This window comes from Geomonas paludis (assembly GCF_014193585.1).
Taxonomy (GTDB): domain Bacteria; phylum Desulfobacterota; class Desulfuromonadia; order Geobacterales; family Geobacteraceae; genus Geomonas; species Geomonas paludis.
In genome coordinates this window covers 249,657-272,353 of sequence record NZ_BLXY01000002.1, presented here as the reverse complement: position 1 = coordinate 272,353, position 22,697 = coordinate 249,657, and the positions used below count along the sequence as shown (strand labels likewise).

Annotated in this window: 21 protein-coding genes; 19 read left to right on the top strand and 2 right to left on the bottom strand. The window is 61.9% G+C overall.

The genetic code is table 11. From position 1 onward, the window contains the following. Positions 1 to 82: 82 nt before the first annotated feature. The 11 genes from H7687_RS06790 (at position 83) to H7687_RS06740 (ending at position 11,577) form a co-directional block, all read left to right on the top strand. Positions 83 to 601, top strand: coding sequence for a DUF4124 domain-containing protein (locus tag H7687_RS06790; RefSeq protein WP_183346308.1), 519 nt, complete (start codon positions 83 to 85; stop codon positions 599 to 601). An 88-nt stretch (positions 602 to 689) separates the two neighbouring features. Then, positions 690 to 1,520 carry a carboxylating nicotinate-nucleotide diphosphorylase gene (gene nadC / locus H7687_RS06785; protein ID WP_183346307.1) on the top strand — a complete coding sequence of 277 codons (831 nt, stop codon included), beginning with the start codon at positions 690 to 692 and terminating at the stop codon, positions 1,518 to 1,520. Continuing rightward, on the top strand, positions 1,517 to 2,500 hold the full coding sequence (locus H7687_RS06780; RefSeq protein ID WP_183346306.1) for a biotin--[acetyl-CoA-carboxylase] ligase: 984 nt from the start codon (positions 1,517 to 1,519) through the stop codon (positions 2,498 to 2,500). The genes nadC and H7687_RS06780 overlap by 4 nt, the downstream gene beginning before the upstream one ends. Positions 2,501 to 2,668: 168 nt before the next feature. Continuing rightward, positions 2,669 to 3,436 carry a type III pantothenate kinase gene (locus H7687_RS06775; protein ID WP_183346305.1) on the top strand — a complete coding sequence of 256 codons (768 nt, stop codon included), beginning with the start codon at positions 2,669 to 2,671 and terminating at the stop codon, positions 3,434 to 3,436. Positions 3,437 to 3,884: 448 nt separating this feature from the next. Then, positions 3,885 to 5,984 carry an elongation factor G gene (gene fusA / locus H7687_RS06770; RefSeq protein WP_183346304.1) on the top strand — a complete coding sequence of 700 codons (2,100 nt, stop codon included), beginning with the start codon at positions 3,885 to 3,887 and terminating at the stop codon, positions 5,982 to 5,984. A gap of 252 nt (positions 5,985 to 6,236) precedes the next feature. Continuing rightward, complete coding sequence (locus H7687_RS06765; RefSeq protein WP_183346303.1) at positions 6,237 to 7,430, top strand: SPOR domain-containing protein; 1,194 nt, start codon at positions 6,237 to 6,239, stop codon at positions 7,428 to 7,430. A gap of 5 nt (positions 7,431 to 7,435) precedes the next feature. After that, positions 7,436 to 8,338 (top strand): hypothetical protein, encoded by a 903-nt coding sequence (locus H7687_RS06760; RefSeq protein WP_183346302.1) that lies wholly within the window; start codon positions 7,436 to 7,438, stop codon positions 8,336 to 8,338. Between the two features lie 16 nt (positions 8,339 to 8,354). After that, positions 8,355 to 9,251 (top strand): GTP-binding protein, encoded by an 897-nt coding sequence (locus H7687_RS06755; RefSeq protein WP_183346301.1) that lies wholly within the window; start codon positions 8,355 to 8,357, stop codon positions 9,249 to 9,251. A 3-nt stretch (positions 9,252 to 9,254) separates the two neighbouring features. Further along, positions 9,255 to 9,935: an MgtC/SapB family protein gene (locus tag H7687_RS06750; RefSeq protein ID WP_183346300.1), complete on the top strand. Its 681-nt coding sequence runs from the start codon at positions 9,255 to 9,257 to the stop codon at positions 9,933 to 9,935. Between the two features lie 116 nt (positions 9,936 to 10,051). After that, positions 10,052 to 10,588, top strand: coding sequence for a rubrerythrin (gene rbr, locus H7687_RS06745; RefSeq protein ID WP_183346299.1), 537 nt, complete (start codon positions 10,052 to 10,054; stop codon positions 10,586 to 10,588). Positions 10,589 to 10,755: 167 nt separating this feature from the next. Then, the gene (locus H7687_RS06740; RefSeq protein WP_183346298.1) at positions 10,756 to 11,577 is read left to right on the top strand and encodes a cytidylate kinase family protein; all 822 of its coding nucleotides are present in this window, start codon (positions 10,756 to 10,758) and stop codon (positions 11,575 to 11,577) included. A gap of 158 nt (positions 11,578 to 11,735) precedes the next feature. On the opposite strand, the gene H7687_RS06735 is transcribed toward H7687_RS06740, so the two are convergent. Continuing rightward, positions 11,736 to 12,593, bottom strand: coding sequence for a PHP domain-containing protein (locus H7687_RS06735; RefSeq protein ID WP_183346297.1), 858 nt, complete (start codon positions 12,591 to 12,593; stop codon positions 11,736 to 11,738). Between the two features lie 138 nt (positions 12,594 to 12,731). On the opposite strand from H7687_RS06735, the gene H7687_RS06730 reads away from it, so the two are divergent. From H7687_RS06730 to H7687_RS06705, 6 genes are all read left to right on the top strand, one after another. Further along, entirely contained in the window at positions 12,732 to 12,956 is a 225-nt protein-coding gene (locus tag H7687_RS06730; RefSeq protein ID WP_183346296.1) for a hypothetical protein, read from the top strand. A 1-nt stretch (position 12,957) separates the two neighbouring features. Continuing rightward, positions 12,958 to 13,614 (top strand): endonuclease III domain-containing protein, encoded by a 657-nt coding sequence (locus H7687_RS06725; protein WP_183346295.1) that lies wholly within the window; start codon positions 12,958 to 12,960, stop codon positions 13,612 to 13,614. 108 nt (positions 13,615 to 13,722) lie between these two features. Further along, positions 13,723 to 14,580 (top strand): NAD(P)-dependent oxidoreductase, encoded by an 858-nt coding sequence (locus H7687_RS06720; RefSeq protein ID WP_183346294.1) that lies wholly within the window; start codon positions 13,723 to 13,725, stop codon positions 14,578 to 14,580. 603 nt (positions 14,581 to 15,183) lie between these two features. Next, positions 15,184 to 16,977: an ATP-dependent zinc metalloprotease FtsH gene (gene ftsH, locus H7687_RS06715; RefSeq protein WP_183346293.1), complete on the top strand. Its 1,794-nt coding sequence runs from the start codon at positions 15,184 to 15,186 to the stop codon at positions 16,975 to 16,977. Positions 16,978 to 17,133: 156 nt separating this feature from the next. After that, on the top strand, positions 17,134 to 17,613 hold the full coding sequence (locus tag H7687_RS06710; protein ID WP_183346292.1) for a YehS family protein: 480 nt from the start codon (positions 17,134 to 17,136) through the stop codon (positions 17,611 to 17,613). A 19-nt stretch (positions 17,614 to 17,632) separates the two neighbouring features. Then, positions 17,633 to 18,118 (top strand): hypothetical protein, encoded by a 486-nt coding sequence (locus H7687_RS06705; RefSeq protein ID WP_246404664.1) that lies wholly within the window; start codon positions 17,633 to 17,635, stop codon positions 18,116 to 18,118. On the opposite strand, the gene H7687_RS06700 is transcribed toward H7687_RS06705, so the two are convergent. Continuing rightward, positions 18,115 to 18,783 carry a hypothetical protein gene (locus H7687_RS06700; protein ID WP_183346291.1) on the bottom strand — a complete coding sequence of 223 codons (669 nt, stop codon included), beginning with the start codon at positions 18,781 to 18,783 and terminating at the stop codon, positions 18,115 to 18,117. The genes H7687_RS06705 and H7687_RS06700 overlap by 4 nt on opposite strands. A gap of 254 nt (positions 18,784 to 19,037) precedes the next feature. On the opposite strand from H7687_RS06700, the gene H7687_RS06695 reads away from it, so the two are divergent. Beyond that, a complete protein-coding gene (locus H7687_RS06695; protein WP_183346290.1) occupies positions 19,038 to 19,823 on the top strand; it encodes a dienelactone hydrolase family protein in 786 nt (261 codons plus the stop codon). A 243-nt stretch (positions 19,824 to 20,066) separates the two neighbouring features. Beyond that, complete coding sequence (gene ligD / locus H7687_RS06690) at positions 20,067 to 22,691, top strand: DNA ligase D (RefSeq protein ID WP_183346289.1); 2,625 nt, start codon at positions 20,067 to 20,069, stop codon at positions 22,689 to 22,691. Positions 22,692 to 22,697: the final 6 nt, after the last annotated feature.

Genomic DNA, 22,697 nt, shown 5'->3' with positions numbered 1-22,697 from the left:
ACATCGCAAAGGGCATCGTCAATTCAAAACTATTGATTGTTTTTTATGTTTGGCCAATTTGGCGTCTTGATAAGGAGGGAAGATGAAAACGATTTTGCTCTCCCTTTTGCTGCTTTCTCTGCTGATCCCCTCCGCTGCCCGCGCTGCTTTCTACCAGTGGACCGACGCCCAGGGCGTCGTTCACTTCACCGATAATCGCAACAACATCCCCAAGCAGTACCGCGACAAGGCACACCGGGTCGAGGTCTCTGACAGCGCTCCGGTTGTCGTGTCTCCTGGCGCCACAGCCGCTCCCCGGCCGGCAGCCACCCCGGAACAGGCTCCGGGCGGGCATGACGAACGCTGGTGGCGGGACCGCTACAAGTCGCTGCGCAGCGAACTGAAGTCGCTCCAGGACCAGCGCACCGCCTTGCAACAGCAGCTGGTAGAGCTGCGCCGCAAGCGCACCATCTTCCAGCGCGCCCGGGACCGGGAGGCGATCAACACCATGGAAGCACAGGTCTCCACCATCGACGCCAAGATCAGCGACATGCTGAACCGCATAGCCGCCCTCGACCTCGCCGCAGCCCAGGCCGCGGTGCCGCTAGAGTGGCGTCAGTAGCTTCCTCGCGCAATTTATTAGCGGTTGCGGGCCTAGTTAAGCTGTGCTATAAAAAACTGCCGCTCAACTCAGGGAGAATCCGGATTATATGAACCAAATCGATAACATAATCGACAACGCCCTTGCCGAGGACATCCATACCGGCGACATCACCACTCTCTCCGTGGTTGCCAAGCCGCGCCGCATGCGCGCCAGGCTGGTCGCCAAGGAGGAGATGGTGCTCTCCGGCGTCGACGTGGCCCGCCGCGTCTTCGCCAGGCTCGACTCCGGCATCGTTTTCACCGCCCACTTCGAGGACGGCGCCCGGCTGACCAAAGGCGACATCATCGCCGTGATGGAGGGGAACGCCGCAACGCTGTTGCAGGGGGAGCGTGTCTCCCTCAACCTGCTGCAGAGGATGAGCGGTATCGCCACCCAGACCGCCGCGTACGTGAAGGAACTGGAAGGGACCGGCGCCCGCGTCGTCGACACCAGGAAGACCACCCCCGGCCTGCGCGTGCTGGAGAAGTACTCGGTCCGGGTGGGCGGCGGCACCAACCACCGTACCGGTCTCTACGACGGGGTCCTCATCAAGGAAAACCATATCGCCGCAGCAGGCGGCATCGCCGAGGCGGTGCGTGCCGCGCGTGCCTACATCCCGCACACCCTGAAGATCGAGGTGGAGACCGAGACGCTGGACGAGGTCAAGCAGGCGCTCGAGGCGGGTGCCGACATCATCATGCTGGACAACATGTCCCTGGAGCAGATGACCGAGGCCGTGCAGATAATAAATAAGAGGGCGCTGGTCGAGGCGTCCGGGGGGGTGAACCTGAAAACGATCAGGTCCATAGCCCAGACCGGTGTGGACATCATATCGGTCGGAGCGCTCACCCACTCGGTACGCGCGACCGATATTTCCATGCTGATGGAGGGCGTTTGAAAGACTCCGGGGTCGACGGCAGGATAATCGAGCTGTTCCGCTCCGGCGACGGGGTGGTTTCCGGCGCTGCGCTGAGCCGCCTCCTGGGGGTATCGCGAACCGCAGTCTGGAAGCACGTCAAGGGGCTCCGCGCCAGCGGATACCTGATCGAAGCCGTCCCCTCCAAGGGTTACCGGTTGGTCTCTTCACCCAAAGTTCTCACCCAGTTGGATCTCTCAGCAGGCCTCGAAACCAAGAGGGTCGGCTCCAGCATCATCTGTCTCAAGGAAACCGAGTCCACCAACAAGGTCGCCTTCACGTTGGCCGAGGAAGACGCCGCGGAAGGGACCGTGGTCATCGCCGACGCCCAGAGCGCCGGCAAGGGGCGGCTCGGGCGCATCTGGCTTTCCCCGCCGGGTGTGAACCTGTATTGCTCAGTGGTGCTGCGTCCCGCTATCGCGCCGATGGCGGCCTGCCAGCTCACCTTTCTCTCCGTGGTCGCCGTGGCCCGCGCCATAGAAAGCTGCACTACGCTCACGCCGCAGATCAAGTGGCCCAACGACATCCTGATCAACGGCAAGAAGGTCGCCGGGCTCTTGAACGAGATGAACGCGGAGACCGAGAAGGTGAACTTCGTGGTGCTCGGCATCGGCGTCAACCTCAACCTGGACATGGCGTCGATATCGGAGTCGCTCCTGCGCCATCCGGCCACCTCGCTTTTACAGGAGGGGGGCGTCGAGGTGGACCGGCTCGCCTTCACCCGGGCGCTGCTGGTCGAGTTGGACCGGCTTTACGACGTGTTTCTGGCCGAGGGGGAGGCGCCGGTGCGTGCCGAATGGCTGGAGCGCTCCGCCATCAAGGGGCGCCGTGTCAAGGTGAGCCAGGGGGAGCGCGAGTTCGTTGGCATGGTGCAGGGGGTGGACGCCTTCGGCGCCCTGTTGGTGCAGCTGTCCGACGGCAAGGTCGAGACCGTGCTCTCCGGCGACGTCGCCCTGGTTTGAGACCAGAAAGAAAAAGGCGTTTATTTAACGCAATGACGCGAAGGCGCAAAGGAAATACCTATCTTTTCAGGTCTTAAAGCTTTTGCAGTTCGATATCCCGTTTCTGATTTTCTTTGCGGCTTTGCGGCTTTGCGTTAAAAAACTGGTTGTGGTTTCAGGAGGTTTGACTTGCTTTTGGTGATCGACGTCGGGAACAGCAACATCGTTCTCGGGATTTACGATGAGGAACGATTGGTTCAGGACTGGCGGGTTTCCACCGACAAGTCCAAGACCATTGACGAGTACGGCATCCTGTTCCACGACCTGTTCCGCCTGTCGGGCATCGTGTTCTCGGACGTGAAGGACATCATCGTTTCCTCGGTGGTGCCGACCCTGACCGGGGTCCTGGAGAAACTGGCCCGCCAGTACTTCAAGATCACCCCGTACGTGGTCGGCCCCGGCATCAAGACCGGGATGCCGATCCACTACGACAACCCGAAAGAGGTGGGGGCGGACCGCATCGTGAACGCCATCGCGGGCTTCGAGAAGTACCGTTCGCCGCTCATCATCGTGGACTTCGGCACCGCCACCACCTTCGACTACGTGAACAAGAAGGGCGAGTACTGCGGCGGCGCCATCGCCCCCGGGCTTGCCATCTCCATGGAGGCCCTGTTCCAGAAGGCGAGCAAGCTGCCCCGGGTGGACATCGCCCGCCCGCCGGCCATCATCGCCAAGAACACGGTCAACTCGATGCAGGCCGGCATCTTCTTCGGCTACGTGGGGCTCGTGGACGGCATCGTGCAGCGCATGAAGGCCGAGGGGAAGGAAAACGTCAAGGTGATCGCCACCGGCGGGCTGGCCTCGCTGATCGCGCCGGAATCTACCACCATCGAGGCGGTGGACGAGTTCCTCACCCTGGAGGGGTTGCGCATCATCTACAAAAGGAACAAGCCGTAAGGTCGGCGGAAGGGACTGGCTCCGTTAGGTGCCTGTCCCTCTAGCGGAACGCTTCTTTCCGCTCAGCCGGCTTCTCCAAGAACTAAGGGGACAGGCACCTGGCGGAGCCAGTCCCCTCCTTGGCGGAGCGTTGTTGATCTCGTTCCCAAGGTCCACCTTGGGAACGCAAAGACTCTGCGAAGTTCCAACTTCCCTCGGATGCGAAGCTGGAGCTTCGCGCCATATGGGGTTCCCAAGCTGGAGCTTGGGAACCAGGAAAACCAGGAAAACAAGCCGTAAGGGGTTAAAAGGTCACGCGCTAGATAGCGGGTGAGGGAGGTACGTCAAAATCCAGTGAGAGTTCAGCCAGGTAGTTGGTAGTTCGTTGTTTGTTTCGTCTGCTTTACTCAAGTCGGTTTCTCGTTGAAGCGTAGGTCATTCATGATCTTCATTCTAAAGGGAGGGCGTTATGGGAAGGTATGAAACGGCAAAACTGCGTAACCTCGGTATTGTTGCTCACGGCGGCGCCGGCAAGACCTCGCTGGCCGAGGCGATCCTGTTCGACACGGGCATGATCGACCGGCTGGGGCGGGTCGACGACGGCAGCTCCACCATGGATTTCGAACCGGAAGAGATCAAGCGCCGCATCTCGATCACCTCTTCCCTGGACCACTGCGAGTGGAAAGGGCACTCCATCCACATTGTCGACACCCCGGGATACGGCAACTTCATCGCCGACACCCGCGCCTGCATGAGGACGCTCGACTGCGCCGTCGTCATCCTGTCGGCCATCTCCGGCGTCAAGGTCCAGACCGAGGAGGTCTGGCAGTGGGCCAACGAGTTCGAGATCCCGCGCATCGCCTTCGTCAACAAGATGGACCGCGAACGGGCCAGCTTCCTGCGCGCCATCGACGACATGGAGAAGGCGCTGGGCGCACGCGGCGTCGCGGTGCAGATGCCCCTGGGCGCGGAGGAGAACTTCGAAGGGGTCATCGACCTGGTGCGCATGAAGGCCTACCGCTACCAGAAGGATTTGTCCGGGAAGTTCACGGAAGGGGAGATCCCGGCCGAGTACCTCGATGATGCCAAGCGCCTCAGGGAGATGATGGTCGAGACGGTGGCGGAGGCGTACGACGCCCTGACCGAGAAGTTCCTCGACACCGGCGAGCTCTCCGAAGAGGAGATCCTGGACGGGCTCAGGGTCGGCACCATGCGCAGCACCTTCACCCCGGTATTCTGCGGCTCGGCGGCCATGAACATCGGCGTGGCGCAGCTTTTGGACGCGATCTGCGACTTCCTGCCGTCGCCCCTGGATCGGACGGCGGCGGTTGGGGTGGATCCCAAGACCGAGCAGGTCATCGAGCGCGCCCCGTCCGAGAGCGAGCCGTTCTCGGCGCTGGTGTTCAAGACCACCTCGGACCCCTACACCGGCAAGATCACCATCTTCCGCGTGTACTCCGGCGTGCTCAATTCCGACTCCCTGGTCTACAACTCGACCAAGGGGGTCCAGGAGCGCATCGGGCAGATCTTCGAGCTGGAAGGGAAGAAGCAGCACCCGATCAAGCAGGCCGTGGCCGGCGACATCGTGGCGGTGGCCAAGCTCAAGGAGACGGTTACCGGCGACACGCTCTGCGACGAGGCCAAGGCAATCGTCTACGAGCCGGCCCAGCCGCTGCAACCGGTGATCTCCTACGCCATCGAGCCCAAGACCAAGAACGACGAGGATAAGATCCACGGCGCCCTGCAGCGCATGATCGAAGAGGATCCCACCATCGAAAGCCACCGCGACCCGCAGACCCGCGAGTTCATCATCTCCGGTATGGGGCAGGTGCACCTTGAAGTCGTGGTCGAGAAGTTGAAGCGCAAGTTCGGCGTCGACGTCATCCTGAAGACCCCCAAGGTCCCGTACCTGGAGACCATCCGCGGCTCGGCCAAGGTGCAGGGGAAATACAAGAAGCAGTCCGGCGGGCGCGGCCAGTACGGCGACTGCTGGATCGAACTGTCACCGCTGCCGCGCGGCGAGGGGTACAGGTTCGAGGACAAGATCGTGGGCGGCGTCATCCCGCGCCAGTACATCCCCGCGGTCGACAAGGGGATCCAGGAGGCGGCCAAGGAAGGGTTCCTGGCCGGCAACCCGGTGGTGGACTTCAAGGTCGCGCTCTTCGACGGCTCGTTCCACACCGTCGACTCCTCGGAGATGGCCTTCAAAGTCGCCGGTTCCATGGCCTTCAAGAAGGCGATGGAGCAGTGCAAGCCGGTCCTTCTGGAGCCGATCGTCAACATGAAGATCACCGTCCCCGACGAGAACATGGGCGACGTGATCGGCGATCTCAACTCCAGGCGCGGCAAGGTGGTCGGGGTCGAGCCCAAGGCGAACTCGCAGATCATCAGGAGCGTGGTGCCCATGTCGGAGGTGCTGACCTACTCCAACGACCTGCGCTCCATGACCAGCGACCGCGGCATGTTCACTTCGGAATTCTCCCACTACGAGGAGGTCCCGAGCCACCTGGCCCAGAAGATCATCGCCGAGGCGCAGGACCAGAAGAACAACAACCACAAGAGCGCATAGCTGACCTTTCAGCCCACCTTCGCCAAGGCTACGGTGGGCAGGCCCCACCTTCGCCAAGGCTACGGCCGGCAGGCCCCCAGTAAGCCTTGACCAAGGGGGCTCGCCCACGAAGCCTTGACCAAGGGGGCTCGCCCCACGAAGCCTTTGCCAAGGGGGCTTGCCCCACGAAGCCTTTGCCAAGGGGGGCTTGCCCCACGAAGCCTTGGCGAAGTGGGGTTAATTTCGAATGTCATGACAGGGAGGATGAGCCAGATGGCGAAGCAATTTACACCCGATGAAGATGAAACTGTAGACCCCAAGAAGAGTTCGCAACAGCGACTCCTTTTGCTTCTGCTGCTGCTCATCGCCCTTTTTGCCTACCTTTACTTCTTCACCGGGCTGATCAAGCCGCGCGAAGAAGCGCCCGCGCCTGCGCCGCCTGCGCCCGCACCGGCCGTTGTGAAAAAGCCGCTGCCGCCGCGCCCGCAGGGCGCCGCTTCTTCGGCCTCCGCCAAGGCTACGGCCGACAAGTCGGCTGCCGGTGCTGCTGCTAAACCGGCTGGGGAGGCTGCGGCCGGCAAGCCGGCTGAGGCGAAACCCGCCCCGGCCAAGCCGGGTGCGCCCGCGGCAGCGCCGGCAAAGCCCGAAGCGCCCGCAGCCAAGCCCGGGGCACCTGCCGCCAAGCCCGGAGCACCGGCAGCCAAGCCCGAGGCGCCCGTTGCCAAGCCCGGTGCACCCGCTGCAAAACCTGGGGCGCCTGCGGCGAAGCCGGGTCAGCCCGCAGCAGCGCCCGCCGCAGCTGCCAAGGAGGCCAAGCCTGCCGCTGCAGCGAAAGAAGCCAAGCCTGCCGCCGGCAAGGAGGCCAAACCGGCCGCCAAGGAAGCCAAAGCCGCGGCAGCGGGTAAGGAGGCCAAACCCGCTACCGAGGCCAAAGAAGCCAAGCCCGCCAAGCCGGCGGCCAAGGCCGCTGCCAAGGCCGCTGCCAAGGCCGCTGCCAAGGCGAAAGCAGGTGCCTTCGCACTGGAACTCGACAGCGAGGTCGCCGAGAGCGAGGTCCCCTCGGTCACCGCGAAGCTGAAAAAAGCCGGCGTCACGCCGGTGGTCACCACCAAAACCCACAAGGGCGAGCCGATGCACCGCCTGTTCCTGGCCGACTTCGCCAACCGCGACGAGGCCGCCGAAGAGCTGTCACGCCTCAAAGGCGTCGCGCCCAACGCCTTCATGCTCAAGGAAGGCGGCCGCTACGCGGTCTACGCCGGTTCCTTCATGAGGGAAGGCAAGGCCGCCGTGGAGCAGGACCGCCTCTATGACAAGGGGGTCCGCCTGGTGCTCAAGAAGGCCAACATCCCGGTGACGGTGGTGAAGGTGCGCGGCGGCAGCTTCGCCGATCCCTCCAGCGCGGAGAAGGCGGCAGCGAACCTCAAGAAGACCGGCCTCAACGCCAAGGTCGTCAAGGCAGGGAAGTAAGCAACGTGTCGAAGGTCACCTTCAGGATTTCTGCGGCTGCGGCCCCGTACGTCGGGGCCGACAAGCCCAGGGAGAACCGGCTGCAGGCCGCCGCAGGACGGGTGGTGCTCCCGCCGGGTGACCTGGTGCTGCTGCTGTACTACCTCTGCCACGACCCGGACCCGGAGGTGAAGCAGCAGGCGATGGGGACGCTGCGCTCGCTGCAACGGCCGCTGTTGGAGCAGATCCTGGCCGACCGCGAGCTCCATCCGCAGATCCTGGATGCGCTGGTGCAACTGCATGGCAGGAAACCCGAGATCGCGCCGCTACTCGCCGGACATCAAAACCTCAGCGAAAAGGCCGCCGCCTTCTTGAAGGCGCAGGGGGGGGCCGCAACTGCCGCTGATCCCCGGGCCGCGGCGCCGCATGCGGCGCCCCACAAGGAGCACGACCTGGAGGAGGCCGACGAGAAGACCGGTCCCGATGGCGACGAGCCTATCGACGAGGAGGAGTACCAGTCCAAGTACCAGATGGCCCAGTCGATGGGGGTGAGCGACAAGATCAAGGTGGCCATGACCGGGGACAAGGAGTGGCGCGCCATCATGATCAAGGACAACAACAAGCTGGTCTCCGGCGCCGCCATCAAGAATCCGCGCATGACGGAGTCTGAGGTGCTGGGGATCGCCAAGTCCCAGATCCAAAACGACGAGGTGATCCGCGTCATCTGCGCCAACAAGGATTGGATCAAGAACCCGCAGATCAGGAAGGCCCTGGTGGAGAACCACAAGACCCCTCTGCCCAACGCGCTCCGCTTCCTGGGGACCTTGGGTGAGAAGGACCTCGCCAACCTCGCCAAAAGCAAGAACATCAACAGCATCATTGCGACGCAGGCGCGCAAGATTTTGCTGAGCAAGAAGGAAAATAGGTAATTCAGGGGGATCTCGAATGGCTCTGGTGAACCAGGCAAAGCGTGAAATCAACGCGAAGATAGTCTTTTTCGGCCCCGGTCAGGCAGGTAAAGGTACCAGCCTCAGGCACGTCTTCAATAAACTCAAGCCGGAGTTCCGCGGCGCGTTGAAGGTGATGAGCGTGCAGGGCGCCCGCATGCTCTTCTTCGACTTCACCCCGCCCGGCGACGGCAACGTCGACGGCTTCCGGGTCCGTTTCCACCTCTACACCGTCTCCGGCCCGCTGGTGGACCCGGCGGCGTGGAAGATGGTGCTGAAGGGCGCCGACGGCGTCGTGTTCGTGGCCGACTCGGCGCCGCAGCGTCTGGCCGACAACCAGGCCGCCCTGGGGCAGCTGGTCGAGTACCTGAAGGGGTACGGGCAGAGCCTGACCACCATGCCGACCATCCTGCAGTACAACAAGAGCGATCTCGCCGACGCCGCTGCCCTGGCGGAACTGGAGCAGCAGCTGAACCCGTCGCGGCTGGTCAGCTTCAAGACCAGCAGCCACACCGGTGAAGGGGTACTGCAGGGGCTCATGGCGCTGGTAAAGAGCATCCTGACCGGGCTGCGCGCCAAGGGGACCGATGCCATCGCCAGCAGCGAAGGACTGCAGCAGATGGTGGAACCGCCGGCAGCCGCGGCCCGTCCCGCTGTGGAGCCCCCCGCTGCGCCCGCGCCCGCTCGACCCGCCGCTGCCGCTGTTCCCGAGCCTCCGGTCGCACCGGTGACACCGTCTGCGCCGGCGGCGCCGGAGGAAGCCCCGCTATCGCTGGAGATAGCCGGTGACCCGGTGGCCACCGGCGATGTGGTCCGGGTGCCCCTGACCATCCGCAGCGGGGACCGGGAAAAGACCGTGGTGCTGACCCTGTCGCTTGGGCTTTCCGAGGAATAGCCGTTGGGGCCCGACTTCGATATCTACCTGCTGTGCCGGCTGCTGCTGGCCTCGTTCCTGGGCGGACTGATCGGCCTGGAGCGGGAGATTCACGGCCGTCCGGCCGGGTTCCGGACCCACCTGCTGGTCTCGCTCGGCGCGTGCCTGTTCACCATCACCTCCATCGAGATCTACCGCATCTTCGGTAACTTCACCGGGGGGGCGGTCGGGGTCGACCCGGGGCGCGTGGCCGCCCAGGTGGTCACCGGTATCGGTTTTTTGGGGGCGGGCGCCATCATCAGGGAGCGCGCCTCCATCCGCGGGCTTACCACCGCGGCCTGCCTCTGGGTCGCCGCCGCTCTCGGCGTTGCCTGCGGCATAGGTCTATTTTGGCTTGCGGTTTCGGTCACCCTGGTGGCCCTGGCGAACCTGCTGCTGCTCAAGGAAGTTGAGAAACGGTTGTCGCGCGACACCTACGTGCTGGTCAAGGTGTGGGGTGAGGACCGGGCCGACTTCGTCACCCGCGTCTACGAGGCTCTCAGCGGCGCCGGGGTCGCGAGGGTGGACGCCAAACTGCAGAAGGACATCGAGCACGGCGTGATATTCATGGAGTTCCAGGTCAAGCAGCCCAAGAAATCGAGCGCGGCCGACCTCATGGCGCGCCTGAGCGTAGTGCACGGGGTAAAGAGGATCGGAATCGACTGACCCAAAAGGGGACAGGCTAGTTTTGCAACCGCTAGGCTGCATACAGATAGAAATGTAGCCTGTCCCCTTTTAATTCCCCGTTTAAAAGCAGGTAACAAAGGAAAGGAGAACAGAGCATGGCGGAACTGAAAGGAAGCAAGACGGAGAAGAACCTGCAGGAAGCGTTCGCCGGCGAGTCGATGGCGCGCAACAAGTACACCTACTACGCGGCGGTGGCCAAGAAGGAAGGGTACGAGCAGATCGCGGCACTGTTCCTCGAAACGGCCGACAACGAGAAGGAGCATGCCAAGCTGCACTTCAAGGCGCTCTCCGGGCTCGGCGACACCATCACCAACCTCAAAGCTGCGGCAGCAGGGGAGTACGCCGAGTGGGTGGACATGTACCCGCGCATGGCCAAGGAGGCCCGTGAAGAGGGGTTCACCGCCATCGCCGCCATGTTCGACGGCATTGCCGCCATCGAGAAGGCGCACCAGGAGCGTTACAAGGCTCTGCTCGCAGCGATAGAAGAGGGGACCGTGTTCAAGGAAGATGCCCCGACCAGCTGGAAGTGCCGTAATTGCGGCCACATCCACGAGGGGACCGACGCACCCGACATCTGCCCGGTGTGCCATCACCCCAAGGCGCACTTCGAGCGTCTCGCCGAAAACTACTGACCTGCCGGGGTGGGGGAGGCACCTTCTCCCTCACCCCTGTTCCGCTCCATCCCCGTTGGGCCTGCCTCCACGCTGCGTGCAGTTCATCCAAGACAGCAAAATCCCTTGTATACGGCAGACTTTACGTGTTATGATGCGGCGGTTTCTCATTAGCAAAGGAGGCTTGCATGGCAATCATCACAATTTCCAGGGAGATGGGTACCGGCGCCTACGCCATTGCCAAGGAACTGGCAAAGAAGCTCAAGTACACCCTCGTTGACCGGGTAAAGATCGAGGAACTGGCCCCTGCCTACGGGCTCACCCCCGAGATCCTGGAAAGGGTGGACGAGAAGCCGCCGTCCTATCGCACCGCCGAAGACCGCCTCCAAGCCGCGCATCTTGCCACCATGGAGCTCATCCTGCTGGACTGCGCCAAGAAGGGTAACGTGATCCTTTACGGAAGGGGGGCGCAGGATCTGATCAAGGTGCTCACCAACGTGCTGAGGGTCCGCTTCATTGCGCCCTTTGAGGACAGGGTGGAGAAGTTCGCCGAGAGGGAGTGGATCGATCCGGACCTGGCCCGCGAACTGATCAGGAGGAGCGATCACCAGTTGGGCGGCTTCATTCATTTCTACTTCAACCGCGACTGGAACGATCCGCTGGCGTACGACCTCATTTTCAATACCGAAGCTTCCAGCTCCCACGCCATGATCGAGGCCATCATCGCGGCCTCCAAGGATCCCCGCCTCAAGGAAGGGGAGGAGGAGTCTATGGCGCTGCTCGAGGACCTCATCATTGCCAAGAGGGTTGAGGCCGAGCTGCTCAAGTCTTCGCTGGCCCGTGCCCTCAAGTTCTGCATCAGCTGCGAGGACGGGGTGGTCACACTTGCCGGCCACGTGCAGACCGAGGAGGAGATCGAGGAAGCGATCGAACTGGCCCGGTCGGTCGAAGGCGTCACCGACGTCGAAAACGAGCTGGATGTGCTGAGCTACAAGCCGGTGAAAGACTAAGACTAAGATTAAGACTAAGATTAAGATTAAGATTAAGATTAAGATTAAGATTAAGATTAAGAATAACAAAGGGGCTGGAACGAGGAATACACCTCATCTCCAGCCCCTTTTTCATCATCTTATTAAATCTCAATGCAGTCTTAATCTTAATCTAGCCGTTAGGCTCTTTGTTTTTGCGCCCGATTCAGCGCCTCCACGCAGCTGTAGGGGATGGCCATACTCCCCTTGCCGGTGCCCATGCTGATCCCTTCCTCTATGCCGTGATAATCGGAGCCGCCGGTCCAGATCAGCCCCTTCTTTTCGGCCGTAGCTACCAGGAAGGCGCTTTCCTGCTCGTTGCAGACGTTGTTGAAGGCCTCGACGCCGGCAAGCCCCATCGTGCACAGTTCGTCGATGATGCGGTTCAGGGTGTCGCGGTCGTTGGTGATGGTGGTGGGATGGGCCAGCACCGCGACCCCGCCCAGCCTCTGCACCGCTGCCAGGGCCTCTTCCATCGGGAAGTAGCGCTTGGGGACGTCGCACGGGAGCAGGTAGCGCACGAAGGCGTCCTGCATGTCCCTGGCGTACCCCTTGCCCATGAGGACCTGGGCGATGTGGGGGCGACCCAGCGCCCCTCCCGCCAGTGCGGCCGCTTCGGCGCTGGATATGGGGGCTCTCCCTTCCGTCGCCAGCTTCTCGTTGATGCGTCCCACGATCGCCTCGCCGCGGGCCTCCCTGCGGTCCCTGAATTCCTTGAGAATCAACTGCAATTGAGCATCGCGGTGGTCGAGCAGGTATCCCAGCAGATGGACGTCCTTGAAGGAACTGTACGCCACCGAGAACTCCAACGCGGGCAGCACCTCCACGCCGGCGGCTGCGCCTGCCGCGACCGCCTCGTCGATGCCGTCCACCGTGTCGTGGTCAGCCAGCGCGATCGCCTTGAGGCCCAGCCCTTTGGCCATGGCCACCAGTTCGGTGGGGGTGCGTACCCCGTCGGAAAAGGTGGAGTGTAAATGCAGATCTACCAGTTCTTTCATGTATCTCCCTCATTTTTGATCTGGCCATTATAGGGGTTTCTCACGTTTGTGCAACCGTTAAGGATGCACTTAGCAGTTGCCTTGGCGGGTACCATCTTGTATAAGGAAGCATTACTTTTTGGAACAACAGGGGTGTGTGTGGCAAAGACCAAGGGGATGGCAGGAGCGGTATTCGCACTGTCCACGTTCATCATAGGGGGGATTCTCACTTTCACGGGATTGGGGCTCATAGCGTTTATGAAAAACCAGGATCTGCTTGGCTGGGGGGAAGGGCGCAGTATCGGTATACTGTTCGTGTGTGTGGGCCTTCTCGCTTCCATCATGGGCGTACTGGTAATGCGTGTGATCAACAACAGGTTGTAACATGAAGGACGACCAGATCCACCAGGCGATAGCGATCCTCACCGAGGCCGTCAAGGCGTGGGTGAGCCCCGCGGTGACCATCGTAGCCACCCAGGGCAAGGATCCTTTCAAGGTGCTGGTCTCCTGCATCCTGTCGCTGCGGACCCGCGACCAGGTCACCGCCGTGGCATCGGCCAGGATTTTTGCACTGGCGGATTCTCCGGAAAAGATGTCCCGCCTGGATGTGCCGCAGATCGAGGCCGCCATTTACCCGGTCGGCTTCTACCGCGTCAAGGCCGAGCAGATCCTCGAGATCTCGCGCTCCTTGTGTGAACTGTATCGGGGCGCGGTGCCGGACGACCTGGAAACGCTGTTGAAGTTCAAGGGGGTAGGGCGGAAGACGGCCAACCTGGTGCTCACCCTCGGTTTCGGCAAGCCCGGTATCTGCGTCGACATCCACGTGCACCGGATCTGCAACCGCTGGGGCTACGTCACGACCCGCACTCCGGAGCAGACTGAATTTGCCCTGCGAGAGAAGCTGCCGGCTGAGTACTGGATCATAATCAACGATCTTCTGGTAACTTTCGGACAGAACCAGTGCACGCCGCTTTCACCTAAATGCTCTACCTGCCCGTTGTACGATCTGTGTGATAGGGTGTCAGTTACTAAATCAAGATAAAACAGTGTTGCACAAACTGGCTCTTTGAGTATAATGGGGCCTTGAGTTTTTACAGCAAAGCGATAATGCTATCCGCTGGTGCCGAGCATCAGCCACTCTGGGGGGATTATGCTTAAGAAGATAGGTTTCGTCGGTCTGGGCACCGTCGGTGTTCACATGGCAGCTAACCTTGCCAAGTCGGACTACCAGTTAACGGTGTTTGACCAAGACGCAAATGCGATGGCTGAGCTTGCCAAGCTGGGCGTGAAAGTCGGCGAATCGCCGATGGCGACTGCCAAGGGGCAGGACCTGGTCATCGTGATCGTGCCGGAGAGCAAGTACCTGGTCTTTGGCGAGAACGGCGTCCTGGAAGGGATCGATCCCGGCACCATCCTGGTCGACATGGGCACCCACTGCCTGGAGACCATCGAGCGCATGGCCGAGGAAGCGAAGAAGCGCCGCGTCATGTTCCTCGAGGCGCCGGTGTGGGGGAGCAAGGAGCATGCGGCCAACGGGCTGCTGACCATCCTGGCCGGTGGCGACGAGGCCCTTTTGGGGCGCTGCCGCGAGCCGTTCTCCTATTTCGGCCTCAATATCATCCACATCGGCAAGATCGGCGACGCCACCCGCATGAAGCTGATCGTCAACCTGCTGCAGGCCGAGATGATGCAATCCCTCTCCGAAGGTCTCGTCTTCGGCGAGAAGATGGGCTTCAAGCCGGACAAGATCCTCGAGGTGCTCGACTCCGGCGGGGTTGCCTCGCCGCTGTTCCACTCCAAGGGGCGTTCCATTGCGCGCGGCGACTTCAGCCGTAACCTGGCGCTCAAGTACGTCGATTCGCAGATGCGGCGCGTACTGGAGATGGCCGAGAAGCTGGAGCTCGACCTGCCGGCCGCGAAGACCGTCTCCTCCATTTACGACCAGGCCGTCAAGGACGGCAGAGGCGAAGAGGATTTCTCCGCCATCGTGAAGCTGCTGCGCAAGTAATTACGTTCCGATACCGCTGTCAAAAGAGGCGCCCCCAAAAAGGGCGCCTCTTTTTTTTGTCCTGTAGGGGCGAATAAATCATTCGCCCTCTTTGCTGGAAGGGACTGGCTCCGCACCTGTCCCTCTAGCGGAACGCTCCATCCCGCTCTCCACAATATCGAAACATAAGGGGACAGGCACCTGGCGCCAGTCCCCCAAGCCCAAAGGGGACAGGCACCTGGCGGAGCCAGTCCCCCTCAAGCACCGCCCGAGCCTAACGTTCCCCTCTTTGCGAAGGGGGGACAGGGGGGATTTGCCTCTCCGCCGCCGCTGCGTCAAAGGCGGGCGAATAGTTATTCGCCCCTACAGACGGTCGTAACACCTCCTTTGATTTACAACTGCTGCTGAAAATGAAAAAAAATTGTGTGTACAAAAATCAGCCAGCTGCAGTAAAAATAGATATTCAATTTTTTAAAGCGCGATTGCAGCGGTTTTAGCATGTGCTAATTGTTGTTCGTGTGCAGTAATAACAATAAGCACTATTCACTGTTACGGTTATCAAAGCTGAACATAGTATTGTATAAGCCGTGACGTTATTACTACTACAGTAGTAATGGGAGAACTATGGGGAACACGAGAAACAAGAAGCTTATGTTGTTGGGGCTGTCTTTGAGCTTTTTGGCCGTCGCTGGCTACGGCTTCTATTCCTGGCAACAGTCACATGCGGACCATAGCAGGCAGATCAGCTACACCACCTTCATCCAGAAAGTTTCGGCCGGCAACATAGCCAAGGTGAGGATTGTCGGGGACGAGATCACCGCACACGCCAAAAACGGCGAAAAATTCAGTCTCTATCTCCCGGCCGGAGCCTACCTGGGCGATCTGCTCATCGCCAAGAAGGTAGACTTTTCCTCCACACCTCCTTCCGGCGGGCCGAACTGGTTCGAGATCGGCTTCCTGGTAGCCATAGGCATCTTCCTGTTTGCCATTTTGAGGCGTTTTACCGGTATCGGTAGGAGCCGCGCCCGCATGGTCGACTACTCCGAATCGACCACCCGTTTCGGCGATGTCGCCGGCGCCGAGGAGGCCAAGGCGGAACTGCTGGATACGGTCGAGTTCCTCAAGGACCCGGAGAAGTTCTCGACCTTGGGCGGCAAGATGCCCACCGGCGTGCTCCTCGTGGGCCCTCCGGGCACCGGCAAGACCCTGATCGCCAGGGCGGTCGCCGGCGAGGCCGACGTCCCGTTCTTCTCCATCTCCGGTTCCGAGTTCGTTGAGATGTACGTAGGCGTGGGGGCTTCCCGCGTCAGGGACCTCTTCGCCCAGGCCAAGAAGGCCGCACCCTGCATCGTCTTCATCGACGAGATCGACGCGGTGGGGCGCAAGCGTGACGCCGCCGCTGGTGGCGGCGCCAGCGACGAGCGTGACCAGACGCTGAACCAGTTGCTGGTGGAGATGGACGGCTTCGAGGTCAACTCCGGTGTGGTGGTGCTGGCTGCCACCAACCGACCCGAGATCCTGGACGCCGCGCTGCTCCGTTCCGGGCGCTTCGACCGCCAGGTAACTGTCGGTTCCCCCGACATCAGGGGGCGCGAAGCCATCCTCAAGGTGCACGCCAAGAACGTCCCGCTGCACGACGAGGTCGACCTGATGGTGATCGCCCGCGGCACTCCCGGCTTCTCGGGCGCCGACCTGGCCAACGTGGTCAACGAGGCCGCCATTCTCGCCGCGCGCTCCAACAAGGGCGTGGTGGAGATGATCGACTTCGACCTGGCCAAGGACAAGGTGCTTATGGGCGCCGAGAAAAAGTCCATGGTCCTCTCGGACAAGCTGAAGCTTTCCACCGCGTACCACGAGGCGGGCCACGTGCTGGTCGCCAAACTGACCCCGGGTTCCGATCCGGTGCACAAGGTGACCATCATACCCAGGGGCAGGGCGATGGGGGTGACGGTGCAGATCCCCGAGGACGACATCTACTGCTACACCAAGGAGATGCTGGTCGCCCACCTCAAGGTGCTCATGGGGGGACGCGCCGCCGAGGAGCTGATCTACAGCACGACCACCACCGGAGCCGGCAACGACCTGGCGCGCGCCACGGACACCGCGCGCAGGATGGTCAGCGAGTGGGGCATGTCGCGTGCCTTCGGCCCGGTCGCTTTCGGGCATAACGAGAACACCGACAACGGCGGGAAGAAAGGCTTCAGTGACGTCACCGCGCGCGAGATGGACAACGAGATCCGCTCCATCGTCAGTGGTTGTTACCAGGACGTCGTGACCCTGTTGCAGGCCAACATGGACGCACTGGAGCGGCTGACCAGGGAACTGGTAGTCAAAGAGACCCTTGACGCTGCAGAGATCGACGCCATTCTCGGATTCGGCGGCGACGACAGCGACGAGCCCATATCTGCAGCAGCCTAACCACTCCTGTCCGCGACCAACCGGGGGGACCGGCGCGCTCTTCACCAAGCGCCTGTCCCCCCTCACTTTTCCCGCCAGCAGCAAAAGCTTGCCCCCCCAGCCGATCGATGTTATGAAAGAGCCTGGCTTTGGCCGATCAGAATCGAGGAGCACCCGATGACCAATAACGACGTCTTCCGCAGACTGCGCTATGCGCTCAACCTCAACACCCAGGCTGTCGTGGAGGCTTTCCGCCTGGCGGACATGAAGATGGGGCAGGCTGACATCACCAGCCTGGTCAAGAAGGACGACGAGGAAGGGTTCCGCGAGTGCGGCGACGACGTTCTGCAGGCCTTCCTGGACGGCCTGATCGCGTTGAAGCGGGGTAAGCGCGAAGGGGCGGAGGGCAAGGCGGCAGCGCCAGCGGAGCAGCTGACCAACAACGACATCCTCAAGAAGATCCGCATTGCACTGAGCCTGAAAGAGGACGAGATGCTGGCGATCTTCAAGCTGGCCAAGTTCCCGGTTTCCAAATCCGAACTGAGCGCGGTCTTTCGTGCCAAGGGGCAGGAAAACTACAAGCCCTGCGGCGACCAGATGCTGCGCAATTTCCTGAAGGGGCTGACCATGAAATACCGGGAAGGTGCCCAGAACTAAAGGCTGAAGGGAGGTTCGCTTGGACCGTCACGAAGTCGAAGATGCCGCCGCCGCGGCCGGAACTGCCGAAGCCGAAGCTGCCGAAGCTGCCGAAGCTGCCGAAGCTGCCGAAGCTGCCGAAGCTGCCGAAGCTGCCGAAGCGGAAACTGCCGAAATTGCTGCTGCGGGAAATACCAAAGTCAAAGCTGCCGAAGTCGTCGACCCGGTTGCCATCGCCACCGGCTTAGCAGTAGTACGCAAGCGCCGCTGGTGCCTCTGGATCGTCCTCATCGTTTACCTGCCCACCATGTACGTGACCCAGAAGATTACCCATTCCTTCAGCGGATCCATGCCGGTGTTTTTCTGCTGGTTCGCGGTGCTGCTTGGCGTCATGTTCTATTCCGCCACCGCTCGTTGCCCGCGCTGCCGCAACTATTACCACATGCACGGCATGATGCTGCTTTACCTGCGCAAGTGCCTGCACTGTCAACTTCCCCTCACCGCCGACAAAGGCGACAAGCTCTAGGGCGGGGTTGCTCCTTTTCCCTGGGCCGTTTCACTGTAAGCCCTCTGCGCCCTGTCCACCACTGAGAGCTCCGCCTCCAGTGCGTACAAGAGGCTGTCCCCATCCACCTCGCTCTTGCGCATCAATACTTCCATGTCCCTCACCCCTTGCTCGCTCAACTCATGGGACAGGTACTCCTCAATGGCCTCGATGTCGAATTCGAAGGCGCGGTAGGCGCGCTGTACCGCCTGCCCCTGCTCGGCGATGGGCTCGAATGCGTCTCCCAATTCCATGCGCGGCAGCCGCGCATTGCGCGAAAGCCTCGGGTAGCGGCACTCTCCGGCGGATTTTTCCGCCTCGACCAGGTAGGAGTTCCCCTGGTAGTTCATCCCGTCGGCGTGCTGCACCAGTTTTTCACCGGCACCGGTCATGGTGTTGACTTCTTCCCTGAAGGCCCGGTAGGCCCGCGGCAGGTCGGCCTCGTCGGCGAACTTTATATCCTCAAGCGCCTTACGTGTTTCCTGTGTCTTTAGCTGTGCGTACTGCAGGTCCTCCTGCACCGTCTGCAGCGAGGCACTGCTTCCTTGCCGCGATCCACCCCACCACGATGTGCATCCCGTCAATGAAATCCCAATGAAGACTACTGCCAGCCAAACGAGAGAGCGCGGTGAGTTCAGTTGTCTCATGACAGGCTCCTGTTATGCTAATGCGATTGGTTAATCGTACTTAATGTGCAGCAGGTGTCAACGCGGCTGGTGGAACAATATCCATGCCGCCGTATGAGCCGTGCTGGCTACGACTCTTACCAAGAAGGCGCTGCGGCAGAATGTGCTTTTTGGTAAAATGAGCGTACTTAGCTCTCATGCTAATGAGACTGAAAGCGCTTCAATTACAGCTGCGTTTGCCGTTTTCATTGGTGATCAGCAGCGTGGAGGAGATCATGAAAAAGTATCTTTTGGCTTTGATGATGACACTGGTGGCGCAAGGAGCCGGGGCCGCCGTGGTTGGGCACAACGTGGAGTACCGCCAGGGGGACACGGTCCTCGAGGGCTACCTGGCCTATGACGACACCATCAAGGAGAAGCGCCCCGGCGTGCTCATCATCCATGAATGGACCGGCGTGAGCCCATACGAGAAGATGCGTGCCGAGCAGCTTGCCAAGCTGGGGTACGTTGCCTTTGCCGCCGACATCTATGGCAAGGGGGTGCGCCCGGTCGGGCCCGAGCAGGCGGCCAAGGAAGCTGCCAAGTACCGGGGTAACGACCGGAGCCTGATCCGCGCACGTGCCGCGGCTGGGCTTGAGAAGCTGGCGGGGTTACCCAAGGTCGATCCCAGGCGGATGGCGGTCATGGGGTACTGCTTCGGCGGCACGGCCGCGCTGGAGTTGGCCAGAAGCGGCGCCGACGTGCTCGGTACGGTCAGCTTCCACGGCGGGCTTAGCACTCCCAACCCGGCCGACGCCAGGAACATACGCGGCAAGGTGCTCGCGCTGCACGGAGCCGACGACCCGTACGTGAAGCCGGACGAAGTGGCCGCGTTCCAGAAGGAGATGCGGGACGCCAAGGTCGACTGGCAGATGAACTTTTACGGCAACGCCGTGCACAGCTTCACCAATCCGAAGTCAGGCAATGACAACAGTAAAGGGGCCGCCTACAACGAGAAGGCCGACCGGCGCTCCTTCGAGGCCATGAAGCTGTTCTTCAACGAGATATTCGCAAATCGTTGAAAGGCAAAAGAAGTGGTGATCATGGGTGGCGCTCCGCCCCTGGTCCACCGGACGCTGTAGGGGCAAATAATCATTTGCCCAGCCCCGGTGCCCGACCACCGCGTTCGGCCAGAGCGGCATCTGTGCGGCAGAGGGGGCGAATGATTATTCGCCCCTACGTTGATACCGTGCAGACATAGCGGATTCGACCGATTCAGTTAGATACCGTGCAGACATGGGCGGATCGTTCGAGGGCGTGCAGAAATGGCGGATCCAACCGATAAATCGCCGCACCAACAAGGCCTGCAACGCTACCGGGAGATGCGGGACTTTAGCCGCACCCCCGAGCCCTCCGGTTCACAATCGCCTCCCGGTGACATCTTCGTGGTACAAAAGCACGCAGCCTCCCACCTCCACTACGACTTCCGCCTGCGCCTGCACGGCGCCCTCAAAAGCTGGGCCCTCAGCAAGGGCCCATCCCTCGATCCGGGCCAACACAGGCTCGCCAGCCAGACCGAAGACCATCCCCTGGACTATGCCTCCTTCGAAGGAATCATCCCCGCCGGCAACTACGGCGCCGGCACGGTGCTGATCTGGGACCAGGGCACCTGGGAACCCTTGGAAGGCGGGAAGGGTGATTACTACCGCGGCAGGCTGCATTTCATACTGCACGGGGAGCGGCTCAAGGGGCGCTGGACCCTGACCCGGCAGCAGGACGATCCGAAGAAGTGGATGCTCACCAAGGACAACGACGAGTACGCCACCCAGCAGGACCCGCTCAGCCAGGAGACCAGCGTGGTCAGCGGACGAACGCTCGAGGAGATTGCGCAGGACCGGGACCGGCTCTGGACCTCGGACCAGGGGGAGGTCGCTTCCCGTGCCGGCTTCGGGCACGTCCCGGGAGGGAGTCTCCCCGCCTATCTTGAACCGCAGGCTGCCACGCTGGTGGAGCAGGTGCCGGTTGGAGACGAATGGCTGCATGAGATAAAGTACGACGGCTACCGCATGGTGTGCCGGATCGACAAGCCGGGCAACGGGGTCCGTTTCTACAGCCGGAAGGGGTACGACTTTACCGGGCGGCTCAAAAGCCTGAAGCAGGCGATGCTGGCTCTGCCGCTTGAGCAGGGATGGTTCGACGGCGAAATCCTCGTTTTCAGCGCCTCGGGAGGGAGCGATTTTCACGCGCTGCAGCAGGCGTTCAAGGAAGGGAAGGAAGCCGGCATCGTCTACCTGGTCTTCGACCTGATGAACTACGAAGGGTATGACCTGAGGGGGGCGCCGCTGGTCGAGCGCAAGGCGCTCTTGCAGGAGTTGCTTCCCCCGGACGGCCCGGTGCGGTTCGTGGATCACGTGGTAGGGCAGGGGAGAGAATTCTTCGCCGCCGTATGCGAGCAGCGCCTGGAAGGGGTACTCTCCAAGCGTCTTGACGCGGAGTACCAGTCGCAACGGACCAAGACGTGGCTCAAGGTGAAGTGCGCGCAGCGTCAGGAGTTCGTGGTCGGCGGCTTCACCGAGTCCGATGCCGGGCGTCCTTTCGGCTCCATGCTCGCCGGCTACTACAACGACAGGGACGAACTGGTCTTTGCCGGGAAGATCAAGACCGGGTACAGCATCGATGCAAGCCTGGCGCTGTTGCAGACCATGCAGCCTTACGAGCAGCCCGAGCCTTCCTTCGTGAACCCGCCCAGCGGCGAGGAGTACCGGAACCCGCACTGGCTGAAACCCGAGCTGGTTGCTGAAGTGGCCTTTGTGGAGCTTTCGGGGAGCGGCTTGCTGCGTCATGCCTCGTTTAAGGGGCTGCGGGAGGACAAGAAGGCGATCGAGGTGCGGTTGGAGGAGCCCGAACTGCTGCAGGACGAACCGGTGCCACCCACCCCCCAGCCCCCTCCCGCCTTCGCGGACCGGAGCGCTACGGCGCGCAGGCCCGTCAAGGGAGGGGGAGTCCCATCTGTCGACGATGTCCACGACGTCCACCACGTCCGCCATACCGGCGAACAAGCCGAGGCGCCGCCCTCACCCCCGCCCCTCTCCCGGAGGGCGAGGGGAGAACTACCGCGGCCGGGGAAGGTGGTGCCGGTGTTCCCCCACGAGCGCATTACCCGGGAGGACATAGAGCGCTACTACGAAGCGGTGGCCCCGCGCATGCTCCCTTACCTGGCCGACCGGCCGCTGACGCTCATCTCCTGCCGCACCAACATCTACGCCTGCAAGTTCACCAAGCACGCGACCAACATCCCCGCGCCGGTCAAGGCGGTGGACGCCGGACACGAGGAACGCTACATCGCCATTGATTCGTGGCCCGCGCTGCAGGTCCTGGTACGGTTGGGCGTGGTCGAGATCCATGCCTGGCAGTCGCGCTACACCGACCTGGAACACCCCGACCGGATGCTCTTCGACCTCGACCCGCCCGAAGACGAGAGCCTGCCGTGGGAGCGCCTCGTCGAGGCGGCACTGATGCTGCGCATCCACCTGCAGGAGTACGGTCTGGAGAGCTACCTGCAGACCACGGGAGGGAAAGGGTACTACGTGGTGGTGCCGCTTCTTCCCGCTGCCGCCTGGCCGGAGATGACCGGCTTCTCCAAGCGGATTTCCAAGGAGATGGAGGCGAAGTACCCGGACCGTTTCACCGCCCAACTCGCCAAGGAGAAGAGAGGGGGGCGGATCTACCTGGACTGGATGCGCAACGGCCGGGGCGCCAACGCCGCGGAGCCTTATTCACTGCGGGCCCGCCCCGGTGCGCCGGTCGCCACGCCGATCACCTGGGAGGAAATGGTGGCCGGGGCAAGGCCCGCCTACTTCAACCTGCGCAACATCCCTGAACGCCTCGCGGCACTATCGCAGGACCCGTGGCCGGGATACTTCGAGCTTCGTCAAAAGTTGCCAGGTTAGAGAGCT